The organism is Arthrobacter sp. 10N44_2 (assembly GCF_056394385.1).
The window spans coordinates 98478-115651 of sequence record NZ_JBFTHT010000011.1 but is presented as its reverse complement, the minus strand read 5'-3'; the positions used below and the strand labels follow the sequence as shown (position 1 = coordinate 115651).

Genomic DNA, 17174 nt, shown 5'->3' with positions numbered 1-17174 from the left:
TGAGGCAAGAGAGGTATTCGGTGAAGAGGCGTTTACTGATGCCACCTATTTGTATGGCAGATAGTTGGCCTGAGGGGTCGATCCGCGCGCAACGCCGTACCGGCTGCTCCGGCTTTTGAACCAGTGTCGGGTTCCTAGCCCGCCGCGGGCGCGGTGCGGGTGGTTGTGCCGAGGCCCGCGGGGTCGGCCAGGAACGGGGTAAACGCCAGCTCCGCGGCCCCGATCATCATCAGGTCAGAACCGAGCGCTGCACGGTAGATCTCGACCTGGCCGGCGGGGCCGTCCATTGCCTGGGATAGCAGCACTCCGTCTACCGACTCCGGTGCGAGGGCGTACAGCGTTCCCAGGAAGCCGTCCAGGACGATTGCCTCGGGGTTGAAAATGTTCACGGCATTGCGCAGGGCTATGTCCAGGAACATGAGCTGGCGTGCCACTTCGTCGTTCACCTCAGCACTGCTGCTGGTTGCCAGCGCTTTTTCGAGGTCGGCGGTGTCGCCGCGGCTTAGGCCGGCCAGTTCGAGGAGGCGGGACTGGGAGACTTCGGTTTCCAGACAGCCGGTGGCGCCGCAGTGGCAGCGCTTTCCTCCGGAGCGGACAAAGGTATGGCCGATCTCCCCGGCGTAGCCGGAGGCGCCCCTGAGCAATTGCCCGTCGGAGATGATTCCGCCGCCGATGCCGCTGGCACCGCCGTTGAGGTAGATCAGGTTCCCCTGCCCGGCGCCGGCGCCGGCGCCGAAAATCAGCTCCGCTTCGGCGCCGAGGGAGGCGTCGTTCGCGGCCTGGCACGGATAGCCGGTGGCCTCGCTCAGCATTCGGGCGACCGGCTCGTTCCGCCAGCCCAGGTGCGGAGCGTGCCGGACCACGCCGTCGTCGCGGTTGACCAGGCCCGGCACGGCCACGCCAATGCCCGTGATCCGGTAGGACGCATCCAGCTCGGAGCGCATCCCGGCGATCACGGCCGATGCGATATTCACCGCTTCCCGGGCGCTCGGTATCCGTTCGGTGTCGAAGCGGATCTTCTTTTGCACCTTCCCCCCGAGACTGACCAGGCCGATAGTGACGGCGTCGATTTCTGGGTTGACTGCCAACGCCGCGACCGACGGGCTCGGATGGACGTTCGGACTCGGCCTGCCGACGTGCCCTTCGCCGGCGGGCGCCGTTTCATAGACCAGGCCCAACGCAACGAGCTGTCCGATCAGCGTCCCGACGGTGGAACGGTTCAGTCCCGTGTGCCGGGTCAGTTGGGCACGGCTGAGGACGCCGTGGTGGTGGACGAGGGAGGTCAGCAGCGACAAATTGTTGCGGCGGGACGGATCCGGCTCCCTCGCCGCCGCGGAAGCAAGAGTACGTGGAGGCATCATCGTGACACTATCAGCGGCCGGCCACCGCGCGGTCCAGGAAGGCGTTGCGGAATTTCTCATCCGAATCCAGCCGGAGGTCTTGCGGTTCCGACGCAGTGCGCGGATGGGTTTCGTAGCTGAGGTTTTCCGGCCGGTTGCGTTCGGTCACCATCTGATCAATCACGGTGGGATCCTTCCCCCAAGGGCCTCATTGCTCGATCTGCCGGCCAAATTGCTGTTACGAACAACTTAACATTCACCCACCCGCAGCGCCAGGGCCGGGTATCCATTCCGTGCTTGGCGGGGTTGACACCGCCAAAATTCATAATATGTTTGGGTCTAGAACAATTCCCTCTGGTTTCCCCGCCAGCCGCGCAACAGCAGCCACACCTACCTTCGGAGCATTCAATGGCGATTCAGCCCACCCGTGACGACAAGTTTTCCTTCGGCCTCTGGACAGTGGGCTGGGAGGCCCAGGACCAGTTCGGCTCCGCCACCCGCCCGCCGCTGGACACGGTGGAAGCCGTCAACAGGCTCAGCGACCTCGGCGCTTACGGCATCACCTTCCACGACAACGACCTCTTTCCCTTCGGCTGCTCCGCGGCTGACCGCCAGCGCGAAATCGACCGGCTGACCGGCGCGCTGAAGGCCACCGGGATGATCGTCCCGATGGTCACCACCAACCTCTTCAGCCACCCGGTCTTCAAGGACGGCGGCTTCACCAGCAACGACCGCGGCGTCCGGCGCTTCGCCCTGCGCAAGGTCCTGGACAACATTGACCTCGCCGCCGAGCTGGGTGCGGAAACCTTCGTCATGTGGGGCGGCCGGGAAGGCAGTGAATACGACGCCGCCAAGGACATCCGCGGCGCCCTGGAACGCTACCGTGAAGCCGTGAACCTGCTGGGCGACTACGTCACGGACAAGGGTTACAACATCCGGTTCGCCATCGAGCCCAAGCCCAACGAACCCCGCGGCGACATCCTCCTGCCCACCCTCGGCCACGCCCTGGCGTTCATCGAAACCCTCGAGCGCCCCGAACTGGTGGGCATCAACCCCGAGACCGGGCACGAGCAGATGGCCGGACTGAACTTCACCCACGGCATCGCCCAGGCGCTCTACCAGGGCAAGCTCTTCCACATCGACCTCAACGGCCAGCGCAGCATCAAGTTCGACCAGGACCTGGTGTTCGGCCACGGCGACCTGCAGAACGCGTTCTCCCTCGTGGACCTGCTCGAAAACGGCGGCCCCGACGGCGGACCGGCCTACGACGGCCCGCGCCACTTCGACTACAAGCCCAGCCGCACCGAGGACATCGACGGCGTATGGGACTCCGCGGCCGCCAACATGCAGACCTACCTGCTGCTCAAGGAACGCGCCAAGGCCTTCCGCGCCGACCCCGAGGTCCAGGCCGCGCTGCAGTCCTCCCGCGTGGCGGAAATCAACGAACCCACCCTCAACCCGGGCGAAGGCTACGAACAGCTCCGCGCCGACCGCGCCTCCTACGAGGACTTCGACGCCGACGCCTACTTCGGCGGCAAGGGCTTCGGTTTCGTGAAGCTGCAGCAGCTCTTCATCGAGCACCTGCTCGGCGCCCGCTAAGACCGTGACGGCTGCTTCCATGAACCTTGTTGCCGGCGTCGACTCCTCCACCCAAAGCTGCAAAGTGGTGATCCTCGACGCCGGCACCGGCACGCTGGTCCGCGAGGGCAGGGCCGCCCACCCGGACGGAACGGAAGTCCACCCGGATCACTGGTGGCGGGCCTTGTCAGCGGCGTTCGACGACGCCGGCGGGCTGGCGGACGTCAGTGCGCTCTCGGTGGGGGGCCAGCAGCACGGCATGGTGCTGCTGGACCACGACGGCAACGTGGTGCGCCCGGCGCTGCTGTGGAACGACACCCGATCGGCGTCGGCAGCGGCCGCTCTCACCGACGAAGTGGGGGCGGACGACTTTGCCCGCAGGACCGGGCTGGTCCCGGTGGCCTCCTTCACCATCACCAAGATCCGCTGGGTCCGGGACCACGAACCGGACCTGGCGGACCGGGTGGCGGCTGTTGCGCTGCCCCACGACTGGCTGACCTGGCGGCTCCGCGGTTACGGCCCGGCAGCAACCAGCCCGCTGGGCCCGGACCTGGACCAGCTCACCACCGACCGCTCCGATGCCAGCGGCACCGGATACTGGAGCCCTTCGGCCGGCGAATACGATGTGGAGCTGTTCAAACTGGCCTTCGGCCGGGACGCCAGGGAAGCCGGCGGGGGCGCCGGGCACCGGGATCCAGGCACCGTGGTTCTGCCGCGGGTGCTGGGCCCCGGCGGCTCCGCCGGGGCGGTTCACCCCGGCTGCTTCGGCTCCGCGACTCAGTTGCCCGGCCAGTCCGGATCAAGCCCGGCCGGACCCGGGCACCGCATTCTCCTCGGTGCCGGCGCCGGAGACAATGCGGCCGCCGCCCTGGGTCTGGGGGCCGAACCCGGGGACGTGGTGGTGTCCGTCGGCACCAGTGGCACGGTGTTCTCGGTGGCGTCCCGTGCCGTCGCCGATCCCAGCGGAACGGTGGCGGGCTTCGCGGACGCCAGCGGAGAATACCTGCCCATCGCCGTCACGCTTAATGCCGCGCGCGTGCTCGGCTCCGTGGCAGGCATCCTGGGCGTGGACTTCGACGAACTTGCGCGACTTGCCCTGGGCGCCGAACCCGGCGCCGGCGGCGTGGTGCTCGTGCCCTACTTCGAAGGTGAGCGCACGCCCAACCTGCCCCACGCCAAGGCCAGCTTCCACGGGCTCAGCATTGCCTCCAGCACCAGGAGCAATCTGGCCCGGGCCGCCATCGAAGGCATGCTCTGCGGACTGTCCGGCGGCCTGGATGCCCTCCGGGCGCAAGGGAGCCCCGCAACACGGCTCCTGCTGATCGGCGGCGCCGTGCAGAACCCCGCGGTGCAGGCCATCGCGGCCCAGGTCTTCGACCTGCCGGTCGTGGTCCCGAGCCCGGGGGAGTACGTGGCCCGGGGTGCTGCCGTCCAGGCAGTCTGGGCCTCCAGCGGCAACCGGCCGGATTGGCCGGTCGCGGTGGACGCCGCACCCGCCCCGGACTTCCACCCGGCCATCAGGCAAAACTACCTGCGGGCGAGCAGTCGCGTTGACCCCGGCAACTGAGCCGGAGCTCGTGAATGCCTTTGCTTCAACGCGGCAACGAAATGCCGGCTGACCGCTGAGAATACGGTGGTCCTCGTCGGATGAGCCAGCCGCCGCAACACCGCCGCCCCGACCCCGCCATCCCTAACAGGTTCCTATCGGTCCTTGATCCCTATCATCGCCATTATGGTGCGGGCTGCTCGGCCGATCCCGAATCCGAGGACACCTCGGGCTGCGGCGTCTGTTCGGTTGCGGGGGCAGGCTGCGGGGTCTGTTCGGTTGCGGGGGCGACGTCCGCCGGCGTGGTGTCGCTTGGTGCGCCGGCTCCCGGCACTGCGGTTCCGGCCGAGCCGCTGTCCGCGCCACTGGGGCTACCCTCCGTGGTCAGGCCATCTGTCTTGGTGGCACTTTGCTCGACCTGCCCGGGCACTTGCGCGACTTGCCCGGGTCCTTCCGTCACGTCCTTGGTCGATGCGTCCGTTTTGTCCGGGACAGTCGGAGTGCCACCCAGGGCCGTGCCCAGCGTCGTCGTGGGGCCAGCCGCACCGTCGATGCTCGACGCCGACGAGACCAGGCTGGAGATGGGCTTATTGGTTCCGAATTCGACTGCAGTGACACCCACCATCGCGATCACGAATGCGGCAGCACTGACCGCCCCGATCTTAATCCAGGTCTTTGGGGTGACCTGCCTCTTCAGCCGGTTGGCTTGAGGTCCGTCGCTTTCGGCCGGGGCGCTGGCGGCCAGCATGCCGGCGTCGTCAGCGGGCAGTCCACTCCTGCGTCGCTTTGGGATTTTCGTCATTGCCACGGTGGCGGCCGAACTGAGTGTCCGGGCATACAGGGCGGCGCCCACCGTGGCAACGATGGAGCCGAGTGCGGCGCCAATAAGCGTCCCGGCAACGCCTAGAAAGGACCCCACCAAGGCAGAGGTCACCGCGGCCAACGCCGAGCCAATAGTCTGGGTGCCACTTAGCCCGAGGAGCTGTTTCGGCTTGTCTTCATTAGCGGAGTCTGCAGGCATCTTCAAACACATTTCAGTCAGATAAATGTTACGAACAGATAACTTTACCCTGCCGGCGGGTGGCCCCCGGCTGTCGCCGTAATAATTTGAGACGCTTCTCACGGTAGATCTTCGGCGCCATCCATGCCTCCGACGGCGGCTCGCCCGCGCTGTCCAGCACCTCACCAAAACGGAAGCGGACGACGGCGGGAAGTCCCCGCCGTCGTCCGGTACACGATCAAACCTCGGCCGCAGCCCGTCGGGCCCGGGCGGCTCGCACGAGCCCGCTGGACACGGCCGCTCCCACGAGGGCGAGCGCCGCGAGCACGAGGAACACGATGTGGTAACCGGCGGCTCCCGGATTTGCGTCGAGGATTGTCCCGTAGACGATGAATGCGAACATCCCTGGTGCATAACCGACCAGGCATGCGATTCCGAAAGCCGTGCCGCTGGTCTCCTCCGGAATCCCGACCTCGTCCATCGGCGCCCAGAACACACCCCGCATGGTGAAGACGATAAGCGAGAACAGCAGGGTCACGATCATCGCCGGGATCTGGCTGCCGGGATCGGCCGGGAGGAGCAGCAGCACCGCCACCACCGGGATCAGGCACAGGAACGCCAACCGGATGTACCGGCTCGCACCCTTGACCACCTTGTCCGCGAGGACTCCGCCGATCGGGCCACCGATGATTTTCAGGCCGTACTGGTTGATGATGCCGTAGGCGCCGACCAGCGCGACAGGCAGCCCGTACACGTAGGTCAAATACGGGATGAAATAGGTGAGGCCGCAGTACACGACGTACACCATGAACACGGTGAAGCTCACCCACCACAGCTGCGGCTGCTGCGCGGCACGCCAGATTTCGCCGAGGCCGGCCTTCTGCTTCTTCGCCACGGGCTGCTCGCTCGCCTGCTCGCTTGTCTGATTGCTTGGCTGACTGCGAAGCAGCAGGAACAACAGCACGCCGACGACGACGTCAATGATGGCGTAGAAGGCAATGGCCGCACGGAATCCGCCGGTACCCGAACCGAGCAGGACGAAAATTCCCAGCGCGGAGAACGCCACGGCAGTGTCGACGACGCCGCGACCGCCCTCGAGGAGGCCGAAGAGCCGCCCCTGTTCCTTCGAGCCGCCAAGCTGACGGATGCTCTTCAGCAACGCGGGCCAGACCAGGCAGTCCGAGCACACGGCGAGCAGCGCGAACAGGAGCAGGAGCGTGCTGAAGCCGGGGAACGTGCTGAGGAACAGGCCCAGCGCTCCGGTGCCCACGAGTCCGAGCGGGATGAGGATCCGCGTGGAGAAGCGATCGGCGAGGTAGCCGCCGACGATGAAGAGCGCCGTCGCGACCATCGAGTTGACGCTCAGCAGGGTGCCGATCTCAGTGTGGCTGAGGCCCATTGCCTCCTGCATGGGGACGTAGAACGCGTCCTTGAGGTTGGCGAGCTTGTAGATGGTGCCGCCCGCCATGACGAGCAGAGCGAAGCGGATCCACTTGCTCCAGTCGACGCGGTTCGTGGACTTCCCGGGGGTCTGGGTCAATGTGGTCATCGTGCACCTGCCAGGGACTTCGTTGTGTCGAGCTGCGCGACGGCGATGTCGCGCAGCGAGGCGAGCAGCTCCTTCACGTGGGCCACCTGGTGGTCGGCCCAGCCGGGTTCTGCAGCGAGCAGTTCATCCCGGGTCCATCCGGGCGGGATGCCGGTAGTGCTCAGATCGCGGTACGGGATGAACGGGTCCGCGCCTTCGCCGGCGTGGCGGAAGGCGGGAGCGTAGTAAAGATTTTCCTGTTCGAGGGCCAGGGCGATGACCTGAGGCTCGTCCTCGCCGAGCATCAGGAGCTCGAAGAGCATCCGCGCACCGGGCAAGTCGTCCTCAGGGCTTCCCTGCAGGACACCGCGGTGACCGTATCCGTCTCCCTCGGGAAGAACATGGACCCCTTTCAGGTGAACCTGCAGGATGTGCGGCGCGAGCGCGGAGAGGGCATCCATGGGACGCTCGCAGGCATTGATCATGTTCCCGAAATCGAACATGGCGTGCAGGCGCGGATGGGAGACCCGGCGCAGCAACTCGGCGATCTCGGTGGAGCGCAGTTCCTCGTGCTGCTCGAAGGAGAAGTGCAGATCGTGCTCGTCTGCGAGCACGGCGAGCCGGCGCAGGTCCTGCTCGATCAGTGTCATCACCTGCGAGAGCGTGCCCTCGAAGCGCGAGTAGACGCGGATGTGCCGGACGCCGAGGACCCCCGCGATGCGGACTACCTCGTCCACGTCCGCGCGCAGGGTGGTGCTGATTTCGAGGTGGATCCCCAGACCCAGGTGGCGCGCGCGGTCGGCGAACTCGCGAAGCCTGTTCTCGCTCATCCGGCCCAGGCTCCGCTCCTCGCCGTCGAGGAGGTGGATGCAGGCGCCGGCCAGGCCGTGCCGATGCGCGAAGTCGAGCACGTCATCGGGCCCGTACCCGCCGTAGGTCAGGTTGCCAAGGAGGGCGTAGGCGTGGGCGAACAGAGGGGCGCGGTCGATCCGTTCGATCAGGGTCCGGGCCAGCTCGTCGGTCAGGCGGGGCAGGGACTCGATCTCCTCTTGGTTGAGGCGGGATCTTAGGAGCGCCTGAAATTGGGCGTCGGCAGGGGGCATCGTTGGCTCCTCGGGAGGCGTGTCAGGGGTGGTGGCGAATGTCACTCATCATTTGTACGCCGGTAATGGATCGCAAAAAAGATCCATTAAGGCCACAGTCGTTAAGTCCATTCAGGAACCTGCGGCGATGCGCTCCCATCGGTCCCACGCGGCGGCCATCCTGCCGACAGCCTGCGGCATGTGCTCCTCCGCGGTGCCGGCGAACCCGATCAGCAGCGCCGGGGGGAGCTGCCGGGTGAGCCGGTACTCGCCGAGGGGGTAGGTGTACACCCGGCCCGCGGCCAGTCCCCTGGCTACCTCGATATCGTCGACCGGTTCACGGAGCCAACCCATGACGTGCAGGCCAGCGTCGACCGGGGCGGCTTCAATCCTGTGGCTCAACTGGTGATCGATTGCTTCGAGCAGGGCGTCCTGACGTGCCGCGTAGAGACGCCGGGTGCGGCGAAGGTGGGCGTGCAGATGCCCTTCCGACAGGAAGTCCGTGAGGGCCATCTGGAGCACCATCGCGGGCGGGCGCCCAATGACCGATGATGCGGATGCGAACGGCTTCACCAGGTCCTCCGGCAGCACGCAGTATCCGAGGCGGATCGACGGCGCGAGCACCTTGCTGAAGGAGCCCACAGTGATCACCTGCCTGCTCAAATCGAGCCCGAACAGGGTGGGGAGGAATTTCCCGCGGTAGCGCAGCTCGCTGTCGCAGTCGTCCTCGACGATCCAGCTCCCGTTCCGTTGCGCCCACGCGATCCACTCCGCCCTTCGCCCCGGGCTCATCGCAATGCCGAGCGGATGCTGCCGCGCGGGGGTCAGACAGGCCAGGCGTGCCGGAGCCGCGTCGTCGTCCGGGAGGACTGCTCCCTCGTCGTCGACTGGGACGCCTCGGACAGGACAGCCCTGGGACTGGAAGGCGAGCCGTCCGGAGATGTGCCCCGGGTCCTCGATGACGACGGGGTCGCCGGCGTCGAGCAGAAGAACCGCCAGCACGTTGAAGGCCTGCTGCGCACCGGAGGTGACGACCACCTGGTCCGCCGTGCACCCCAGGGCTCTCACGTCGTTGACGTATTCCGCGATCGCTTCCCGCAGTGGGCGGTAGCCGTGGGGATCGCTGTACCCGATCGCAAGCGGATCGGTGCGCCCGGCATGGCGCCCCAACAGGCGCTTCCAGGTCGCCGCGGGGAAAGCCGAGGACGCAACCTGGCTGGCAACGAACGATTCGGTCTCGGCGGGCGCCCACGTGTGCGGAGCCTCGCTGAACAGGTCGGTGCCCCGCGAAGAGGTGGCGGCTCCGCGTTCGGACAGCGGCGGCCGGGACATCGGCCGCTGCGGGGCGGCATCGCTCCACAGGGTGTCGACGTATGTGCCGTCACCCGCACGTGAGCGCAGGAAGCCCTCAGCAGTGAGTTGCTCGAACGCAGACACGACAGTGATCCGCGATACTCCCAGCTCGGTGACGAGTGTGCGGGTCGAGGGCAAGCGGGTTCCGCTCGGCATTGAACCCGTCAGGATCTGGGTGCGCAACTGCGCATACAGCTGCTGGTGCAAAGGCTCAGCCGCTGCGCGGTCGAGCTCAAGTCCGGCCAGCAGTCGGCCACCAGCGCTCTTCATCCCGCGAACCGCGGAGCGGATTTCACCATGGCCCCATTTTACGGGCCCGATTCTAGCTGGCCGTCCGTCCGGACGTTGCGCCAGATGGCGGGATCGTTGGACAGGCCGCGGTCCCCGGCGGCATATCCGAGCCACCCGGACGGGCGGGTGCTTAAACGAGCGGCCAGGGGTAGCGCATGCCGGTGCGGTCAACCGGCAGGACCCGGGCGTGCAACAGGCGCTGGACGCGGCGCTGCAGGGCGGTGACCTCGTCGTCGTCGAGGAGCCCGGCCACCTCGGGAGGAGCGGCCTCGGCGAGCGGGGCGATGTCCTCGAGCAGGGCGTCGGGGATGGGGTCGCCGGCGAAGTCCCAGATCACGGTGCGGAGTTTGAAAGCGGCGGAGAAGCACAGCCCGTGGTCGATGCCCCAGACCCGTCCGTCGTCGCCGCGCAGCACGTGCCCGCTCTTGCGGTCGGTGTTGTTGGCGACGTAGTCGAACAGGGCAATCCGCGCCAGGTCGCGGTGGGTCTCTGGGGCGTCCTCGAACAGCGTGAAGTAGTGCTCGCGGAAGTCGCACTCGATGAACCACTGCAGCGATCCGACCCCCAGCGGAGCTTCCTCGCGGATCACGGTCGGCGGGACGAAACCCCAGCCCAGGGACTCGCTGAGCAGGTAGGCGGCGCGTTCCCGCCGGTAGAGGCCGGGCTCGAAATCGGACAGCGGCCTTTCCCCGGCCTCGGGCTTGTAGACCGCATAGGCGGCGTCGTCCCCGCAGGAGACCTGGGCGAGGAACGTCTCGTTGCTGCTGCGCGGGATACGTCCGAGCAGCTCGACGCGGCCCCCGGCGAGCAGGGTCAGCTCCCGGCCGGACACCGGCTGTCCCGTATCACTGGCGGTCCCGCAGTCTGTCCCGAATTCACGGCGTCCTCAGCCCGCTGAGGGGTTCCGACGTCGAATTCACCATGAGCACGGCGGGTGCCTGGCCGTCCACATAGGAGATGGCGGACACCGAGCCCGGGCTGATGACGATCCGCTGGAAGAGGTCCAGGGGCGTGCCCAGGGCGTGGGCGACGGCGGCCTTGATGGGGTCGGCGTGGGAGAAGCACACGACGACGCCGCCGGGGTGGGCCGTGCGCAGCACCTCAAGCGCTCCGACAATCCGCGCCTGCATTTCCGTGAAGCTCTCGCCCTTCGGGAAACGGAAGGTCGATGGGCTGTGCTGGACCGTCTGCCACGCCCGCAAGCGCGCCAGCTCGGCCAGCGAGGCGCCCGTCCACTCGCCGAAGTCGCATTCGAGCAGGCCGGCATCTTGCTTTACGCCCAATCCGGTGCGGGACGCCGCCGGCTCCGCCGTCTCGCGGGTGCGCTCCAGCGGCGAGGAGTAGATGCCGTCGACCCGAAGTCCCGCGAGCCGTTCCGCGACCCGGTCAGCCTGGTCCCGGCCCCGGTCGGACAGATGCAGTCCCGGTGCCCGCCCCGGCAGCAACCTGCCCGTCGTCGGCGTCTCCCCGTGGCGCACGAGAAGCAGGAGCGTGCCCTGCTGCTCGGGTGAGGGCCCGGCAGATGGTTTTGGCGCGGTTGATGCAGTCATCAAGAATCAGCCTAACGCTCACCGCCTGCCCCGTCCCTCGCAGCCTCGGACCGGGGACCCCGGGCGGCTCTCTTGCACCCCGCCCCAATGCGCAGGAATCTGCAAGAATCCCTCGATTCCCCGCACGGTAGAGGGCTACGGTGGAGGAGTGAGTGATCGCCCCGATATCTTCACTGTTGGTGAACTGCGTGCCTCCGGCCACGTCCACAAGGACCTGCGCCGCGAAATCCGCGACAACCTGCTCGCCGCGCTCGCCGCCGGCCGGGATCCCTGGCCCGGGATGTTCGGGTTCAGCCGGACCGTCCTGCCCCAGCTCGAGCGGGCCCTGCTCGCCGGGCATGACGTCGTCCTGCTGGGCGAACGGGGCCAGGGCAAGACGCGGCTCCTGCGCACCCTGGCCGGGCTGCTGGACGAGTGGTCGCCGGTGATCGAGGACTCGGAACTGAACGAACACCCGTACGAACCCATCACGGAGCACTCCCGCGCCCTGGCCCTCACCGAGGGGGACCGGCTTCGGGTGGCGTGGCGGCACCGCTCGGAACGGTACGTCGAAAAACTCGCGACGCCGGACACCTCCGTCGCGGACCTGATCGGCGACGTCGACCCGATGCGGGTGGCCGAGGGACGCCGTCTCGGGGACCCGGAAACCATCCACTACGGCCTGGTCCCGCGCTCCAACCGCGGAATCATCGCCATCAACGAGCTGCCCGACCTGGCCGAGCGGATCCAGGTCTCGATGCTCAACGTGATGGAGGAACGCGACATCCAGATCCGCGGCTACGTGCTGCGGCTGCCGCTGGACGTCCTGGTAGTCGCGTCCGCCAACCCGGAGGACTACACCAACCGCGGCCGGATCATCACGCCCCTGCGGGACCGCTTCGGCGCCGAGATCCGCACCCACTACCCGATCGAGCTCGACGACGAGGTCGCCGTCATCCGGCAGGAGGGGCAGCTGGTGGCCGGCGTCCCGCCCGTCATCCTCGAGATCCTGGCCCGCTACACCCGGGCGCTGCGGCAGTCCCCGGCGGTCAACCAGACCTCCGGGGTTTCCGCGCGGTTCGCCATCGCCGGCGCCGAAACCGTGGCCGCGGCGGCCCTGCGCCGGGCCAGCGTGCGCGGCGAGGACGAGGCCGTCGCCCGGATCATCGACCTGGACGCCGCCGTGGACGTCCTCGCCGGAAAGATCGAGTTCGAATCCGGCGAGGAAGGCCGGGAACAGGACGTCCTGGACCACCTCCTGCGCATGGCCACCGCGGAAGCCGTCCGGGCCCACTTCCACGGCCTGGACATGGGTCCGCTCGTGGCCGCGCTCGACGGCCACGCCACGGTCACCACCGGGGAACTGGTCACCGCGCGGGAGTTCCTCCACAACCTGCCGTCCCTCAACGGATCCAGCCTCTACGACGACATCAGTGAGCGCCTGGGCGCGGAAAACGACGGGCAGCGCGCCGCCGCCGTCGAGCTTGCGCTGGAAGGGCTCTACCTCGCCCGGCGGATCTCCAAGGAGTCCGACGACGAAGAGACAATCTACGGGTAGGCAGCTTTACGGCTAAGGAGGCCTCATGACCGCTCACAACCGGTCCAGGTACGGCCGGTACACGGGAGGACCGGATCCGCTCGCCCCGCCGGTGGACCTGGCGGAGGCGCTGGACGCCGTCGCCGAGGACGTCATGGCCGGCTACTCGCCCCGGCACGCCCTCCGGGAGTTCCTGCGCCGCGGCGGCCGGAACCGGGAAGGCCTCGACGACCTCGCCGGCCGCGTCCAGCAGCGGCGCAGTGAACTGCTGGGCCGGCACAACCTGGACGGCACCCTCAGCGAAGTCCAAAAGCTGCTTGAGACTGCGGTGCTGGAGGAGCGCAAGCAGCTCGCCCGCGACGCGATGATGGACAACACCGACCGCGCCTTCCGGGAGATGCAGCTGCAGAACCTGCCGCGCTCCACAGCGGCGGCGGTCAACGAACTCGCCTCCTATGACTGGCAGTCGAGCACCGCGCGGGAGGCCTACGAGCGGATCAAGGACCTGCTCGGCCGCGAACTCCTGGACCAGCGGTTCGCCGGCATGAAGGAGGCCCTCGAGGGCGCCACCGAGGAGGACCGCGCGGCCGTGGCCGAGATGCTGCAGGACCTCAACGGGCTCCTCGGCAAACACCGCCGCGGTGAGGACACCGACGCGGACTTCCAGGAATTCATGGCCAAGCACGGCCAGTTCTTCCCGGAGAACCCGCAATCGGTCGAGGAGCTGGTGGACGCGCTCGCCCAGCGCGCGGCCGCCGCCCAGCGGCTCCTGCAATCCATGTCCGCCGAGCAGCGCGAGGAGCTGATGCGGCTCTCCGCCCAGGCGTTCGGCTCGCCCGAGCTTATGGCACAGCTGGGCCAACTCGATTCCAACCTGCAGGCTTTGCGCCCCGGCGAGGACTGGTCCGGCTCCGAACGCTTCGAGGGCGAGGAAGGACTCGGACTCGGCGACGGCACCGGCGTGCTCCAGGACATCGCCGAACTGGACGAGCTGGCCGAACAGCTCTCCCAGGCCTACAGCGGGTCACGCCTCGATGACCTGGACCTGGACGCCCTCGCCCGCCAGCTCGGACAGAATGCCGCCGTGACGGCCCGCACCCTCGCGGAGATCGAACGGGCCATACAGGACGGCGGTTTCCTCCAGCGCGGCGCCGACGGCGATCTCCGGCTGTCCCCGCAGGCCATGCGGCGGCTCGGCAGGTCGCTGTTGCGGGACACCGCCAAGCAGCTCTCCGGCCGGCAGGGCCGCCGGGACACGCGGGTTGCCGGGGCGGCCGGGGAGCAGACCGGCTCCAGCCGCCAATGGGAGTTCGGCGACGCCGAACCGTGGGACGTCACCCGCACCATCACCAACGCGATCCGCCGCACGATCGCCGACGGCAGTGACCCGGGCCGCGGACTGCGCCTCGCCGTGGGCGACATCGAAGTCACGGAGACGGAGGCGCGCACGCAGGCCGCCGTCGTCCTGCTTGCGGACGTGTCCTTCTCGATGGCCGCCGAGGGACGCTGGGTGCCCATGAAACGCACCGCCCTCGCCCTGCACCACCTCGTCTCAACCCGGTTCCGCGGCGACCGGCTGCAGCTGATCACGTTCGGCCGCTACGCGCAGACCATGGACATTGGCGAGCTCACGGCCCTGCCGGCCCTGCGGGAGCAGGGAACCAACCTGCACCACGGCCTGCTGCTGGCCGGCCGGTTCTTCCGTCAGCACCCGTCGATGCAGCCCGTCCTCCTCGTGGTGACCGACGGCGAACCCACCGCGCACCTGCTGGCCGACGGCGAGTCCTGGTTCTGCTGGCCGCCGGATCCGGAGACCATCCGCGTCACGGTCGCCGAACTGGACCGCCTGGCCCGCGCCGGCACGCAGGCCACGTTCTTCCGGCTCGGCGACGACCCTTCCCTGGAACGTTTCGTCCAGCGGATGGCCCGCCGCATCGACGGCCGCGTGGTGGCGCCCGAGGCCGGAGACCTGGGCGCGGCCGTGGTGGGCGAATACCTCCGCGCCCACTTCCGCGGACGCCCCTACGACGACGCCGACTGGGCCCAATAGATCCGCGGCGACTCTCCACCACTGGCGGGGTAATTGGCCACGCCGTCGGGGTTTGACCGCAGTTCGATCTCACCGCCAAGGGTTTCGGTTGACAGAATGGTGCAACGCCCAATAGGCCAGTGCGAGGAACGCGACGGCCTGAATTCCGAGGAACCCGGTGTCTGTGAGCCATTGTCCGGCTGTCGGGTCGTAGAGCGTGTCCACTTCGGGTGCTGGCGGTTTCTGGAGCCCGACAGTGGCCGCCGCAGCCGCGTAGCCAAAACGTGCAGGGAGCAGCCACGACACCTCCTCGAGTCCGGCGCGGCCCTGGATGGCGAACAGCCCACCGCAAAGGACCAATTGCGCCATCACCAAGGCGACGAGCGCAGGCATGGTTTGTTCAGTCGATGTCGCGGCAGCCGAGATCACCAGCGCGGCGGCGGTCATGGCGACGCCAACCGCTGCCACAGCCCCGGCAATCTCCAGGTGCCCGTTGCCGAGTACCAAGGCATCGTCCGGTCCCGGCAGACCGAGGAGAGCCATCACGGTGAACAGGATGCACTGGATTGCGACCAAGGCGCCAAGCACCACAAACTTGCCGAGCAGGTAAGCCGTAGGGGAGAGGCCAACGGCCTGTTCCCGCCGGTAGATGGGCCGTTCCGCGACCAGTTCGCGCACCGTGAGGGCTGTTCCCATCAGCGCTGCTCCGACCACGAGGACAATGAGCCGCTGTTGGACCTGATACAGATCACCCCCGGCCTCGCGCATGGACAGGCCGGCCTCGCCGGGGAAGGCGTGCGCCATCAGGGCCAGCAGCATCGGCATGCCGATAAGGAGGACCACGAAGAGGCGGTCTGCGGCGACGACGGCGGCGTTGCGCCGCATCAGCGTCCACAACTGGCGCAGCGGGGCCGCGCGGGGCGGAGGGGGCGCGTCGCCTACAGGAACGGGCACATTGGCTGATGCGGTCCTTCCGACGTACGCGTCACGGGCAGGCGATTGGGCGTATTTACCTACCCACGTCGGGTCCTCGAGTGCCGCAAACGCCGCAGGGTAGTTGTCCACACCGAAGAATGGGAGTACTTCGGCCGGTGGTCCAAAGAACGCCACGCGTCCGCCCCGGGCGAGGACCAGCACACGGTCGCATTCGTCCAGGGCGAGGACGCTGTGGGTGACTACCAGCACGACGCGGCCGGCGTCGGCGAGAGAGCGCAAGCTGCCCATGACCTGCTTGTCCAGGCCGGGGTCGAGCCCGGAGGTAGGCTCGTCCAAAAAGAGCAGCTGGGGCGCTGTGATCAGCTCGAGGGCGATCGAGGTCCGCTTTCGTTGCCCCCCGGAGAGGGAATCGATGCGCTGGTCGATTTGGTTGGTCAGATCGACCTCGGCGACGACTTGATTGACCCGTTCGTCGCGCTCTGCGGAGCTAGTGTCTGGGGGCAGTCGCAATTGAGCTGCGAAATGGAGCGCGCGGCGGACAGTGAGTTGTCGGTGGAGGATGTCCTCCTGGGGAACCAAGCCCACCAGGAACCGGAGCTGGGCGTACTCGGCGTAGAGGTCCCGCCCGTTCCAGCTGACGTGCCCGCGAGTGGCCGGGCGCAGCCCGGTAAGGGCGCCCAGGAGGGTGGATTTGCCAGCGCCGGAAGGCCCTATGACCGCCACGAGCGTCCCGGCCGGGACGGTGATGGACACATCGTCCATCAGGTGGGCGCCAGTCTTGGTGGTGACCTCCAGGTGCCGGGCGATGAACGCGGGACGTTGCGGTGGCGGCATGGCCGCGGTGGCGCCGTCCCAGAGTAAAGTGCTCGATCCGATACCGATGAGGTCACCGATTGAGAGCAGGGCGTCACCGTGGACGCGTTCTCCGTTGAGGAATGTTCCATTGAAGCTGCCGGCGTCGCGCAGGACGGCGGCTTCGCCGACCTCGACCACGGCGTGACTCCGGGACGCGAGGGGGTCATCCACCACAACGTCGCACGAGTGCGACCGCCCGAGAGTGAGCACGCGTGGCCTCACCGGCTGTCCGGGCGGGTGGGGCCTGAGGAGCACCTCGGGTCCGTCCATAGCGCCAAGACGGAGCCGAAGTCCGCCGGTGAGTAGCGGCACCGGGCCGTCCAGCACACGGTCCGACTCCATGTCCCAGGTGCCGTTGCGGCTTGCCTGATCTGCCGCCCACCATCTGCCTTCGCTGTGCCAGAGCCGGACGTGTTCGCGGCTGACACGATCGTCATCGATAGGGACATCGGCGCCAGGATCCCGACCAACCTGAACTGTCTGCTGCGGCGGAAAGCTCCACTCACGGCCGTTTGCGCGCACGAAAAGCGCAGTTCCGTCCGGGGGTGGCACTTGGTCCGGCATGGCGAC

The 17174-nt window shown here is 67.9% G+C and carries 13 protein-coding genes and 1 pseudogene; 4 read left to right on the top strand and 10 right to left on the bottom strand.

Translation table 11 applies throughout. The annotated features are described in order from the left end of the window. Nucleotides 1-134: 134 nt before the first annotated feature. On the bottom strand, nucleotides 135-1361 hold the full coding sequence (locus AC1DBX_RS13260; protein ID WP_476931947.1) for an ROK family transcriptional regulator: 1227 nt from the start codon (nucleotides 1359-1361) through the stop codon (nucleotides 135-137). Nucleotides 1362-1371: 10 nt separating this feature from the next. Next, on the bottom strand, nucleotides 1372-1524 hold the full coding sequence (locus tag AC1DBX_RS13255) for a hypothetical protein (protein ID WP_476931946.1): 153 nt from the start codon (nucleotides 1522-1524) through the stop codon (nucleotides 1372-1374). A 224-nt stretch (nucleotides 1525-1748) separates the two neighbouring features. On the opposite strand from AC1DBX_RS13255, the gene xylA reads away from it, so the two are divergent. Next, entirely contained in the window at nucleotides 1749-2939 is a 1191-nt protein-coding gene (gene xylA / locus AC1DBX_RS13250) for a xylose isomerase (RefSeq protein ID WP_476931945.1), read from the top strand. A gap of 19 nt (nucleotides 2940-2958) precedes the next feature. Continuing rightward, entirely contained in the window at nucleotides 2959-4485 is a 1527-nt protein-coding gene (locus AC1DBX_RS13245) for a xylulokinase (RefSeq protein WP_476857607.1), read from the top strand. 163 nt (nucleotides 4486-4648) lie between these two features. Here AC1DBX_RS13245 and AC1DBX_RS13240 read toward each other — a convergent pair whose 3' ends face one another. The 6 genes from AC1DBX_RS13240 to AC1DBX_RS13215 all read right to left on the bottom strand — a co-directional run bounded on the left by AC1DBX_RS13240 (nucleotide 4649) and on the right by AC1DBX_RS13215 (nucleotide 11268). Further along, nucleotides 4649-5485 (bottom strand): hypothetical protein, encoded by an 837-nt coding sequence (locus tag AC1DBX_RS13240; RefSeq protein WP_476931944.1) that lies wholly within the window; start codon nucleotides 5483-5485, stop codon nucleotides 4649-4651. Between the two features lie 217 nt (nucleotides 5486-5702). Then, complete coding sequence (locus AC1DBX_RS13235; RefSeq protein WP_476857605.1) at nucleotides 5703-7013, bottom strand: MFS transporter; 1311 nt, start codon at nucleotides 7011-7013, stop codon at nucleotides 5703-5705. Then, nucleotides 7010-8140 (bottom strand): sugar phosphate isomerase/epimerase family protein, encoded by a 1131-nt coding sequence (locus tag AC1DBX_RS13230; RefSeq protein ID WP_476859963.1) that lies wholly within the window; start codon nucleotides 8138-8140, stop codon nucleotides 7010-7012. Before AC1DBX_RS13230 ends, AC1DBX_RS13235 begins: the two co-directional genes overlap by 4 nt. Nucleotides 8141-8206: 66 nt before the next feature. Continuing rightward, a complete protein-coding gene (pdxR, locus tag AC1DBX_RS13225; RefSeq protein ID WP_476931943.1) occupies nucleotides 8207-9697 on the bottom strand; it encodes a MocR-like pyridoxine biosynthesis transcription factor PdxR in 1491 nt (496 codons plus the stop codon). 151 nt (nucleotides 9698-9848) lie between these two features. Next, entirely contained in the window at nucleotides 9849-10550 is a 702-nt protein-coding gene (locus AC1DBX_RS13220; RefSeq protein WP_476931942.1) for an SCO1664 family protein, read from the bottom strand. Between the two features lie 43 nt (nucleotides 10551-10593). After that, the gene (locus AC1DBX_RS13215; protein ID WP_476931941.1) at nucleotides 10594-11268 is read right to left on the bottom strand and encodes an MSMEG_4193 family putative phosphomutase; all 675 of its coding nucleotides are present in this window, start codon (nucleotides 11266-11268) and stop codon (nucleotides 10594-10596) included. Nucleotides 11269-11416: 148 nt separating this feature from the next. Between AC1DBX_RS13215 and AC1DBX_RS13210 the strand changes: the two genes are divergently transcribed. Both AC1DBX_RS13210 and AC1DBX_RS13205 read left to right on the top strand, forming a co-directional pair. Further along, entirely contained in the window at nucleotides 11417-12805 is a 1389-nt protein-coding gene (locus AC1DBX_RS13210; RefSeq protein ID WP_476857600.1) for a sigma 54-interacting transcriptional regulator, read from the top strand. A 25-nt stretch (nucleotides 12806-12830) separates the two neighbouring features. Further along, nucleotides 12831-14834: a vWA domain-containing protein gene (locus tag AC1DBX_RS13205; protein ID WP_476931940.1), complete on the top strand. Its 2004-nt coding sequence runs from the start codon at nucleotides 12831-12833 to the stop codon at nucleotides 14832-14834. Nucleotides 14835-14903: 69 nt separating this feature from the next. On the opposite strand, the gene AC1DBX_RS13200 is transcribed toward AC1DBX_RS13205, so the two are convergent. Beyond that, nucleotides 14904-16814 carry an ATP-binding cassette domain-containing protein gene (locus tag AC1DBX_RS13200; RefSeq protein WP_476931970.1) on the bottom strand — a complete coding sequence of 637 codons (1911 nt, stop codon included), beginning with the start codon at nucleotides 16812-16814 and terminating at the stop codon, nucleotides 14904-14906. 147 nt (nucleotides 16815-16961) lie between these two features. Then, nucleotides 16962-17168 (bottom strand): annotated as a pseudogene (locus AC1DBX_RS13195) (FHA domain-containing protein); the annotation flags it as partial. Nucleotides 17169-17174: the final 6 nt, after the last annotated feature.

What these genes read in the sequence shown, in the direction of transcription:
- AC1DBX_RS13235 (WP_476857605.1), bottom strand. Translation starts at nt 7,013, where the DNA reads ATGACCACATTGACCCAGACCCCCGGGAAGTCCACGAACCGCGTCGAC.
- AC1DBX_RS13215 (WP_476931941.1), bottom strand. Translation starts at nt 11,268, where the DNA reads ATGACTGCATCAACCGCGCCAAAACCATCTGCCGGGCCCTCACCCGAG.
- xylA (WP_476931945.1), top strand. Translation starts at nt 1,749, where the DNA reads ATGGCGATTCAGCCCACCCGTGACGACAAGTTTTCCTTCGGCCTCTGG.
- pdxR (WP_476931943.1), bottom strand. Translation starts at nt 9,697, where the DNA reads ATGAAGAGCGCTGGTGGCCGACTGCTGGCCGGACTTGAGCTCGACCGC.
- AC1DBX_RS13260 (WP_476931947.1), bottom strand. Translation starts at nt 1,361, where the DNA reads ATGATGCCTCCACGTACTCTTGCTTCCGCGGCGGCGAGGGAGCCGGAT.
- AC1DBX_RS13205 (WP_476931940.1), top strand. Translation starts at nt 12,831, where the DNA reads ATGACCGCTCACAACCGGTCCAGGTACGGCCGGTACACGGGAGGACCG.
- AC1DBX_RS13240 (WP_476931944.1), bottom strand. Translation starts at nt 5,485, where the DNA reads ATGCCTGCAGACTCCGCTAATGAAGACAAGCCGAAACAGCTCCTCGGG.
- AC1DBX_RS13245 (WP_476857607.1), top strand. Translation starts at nt 2,959, where the DNA reads ATGAACCTTGTTGCCGGCGTCGACTCCTCCACCCAAAGCTGCAAAGTG.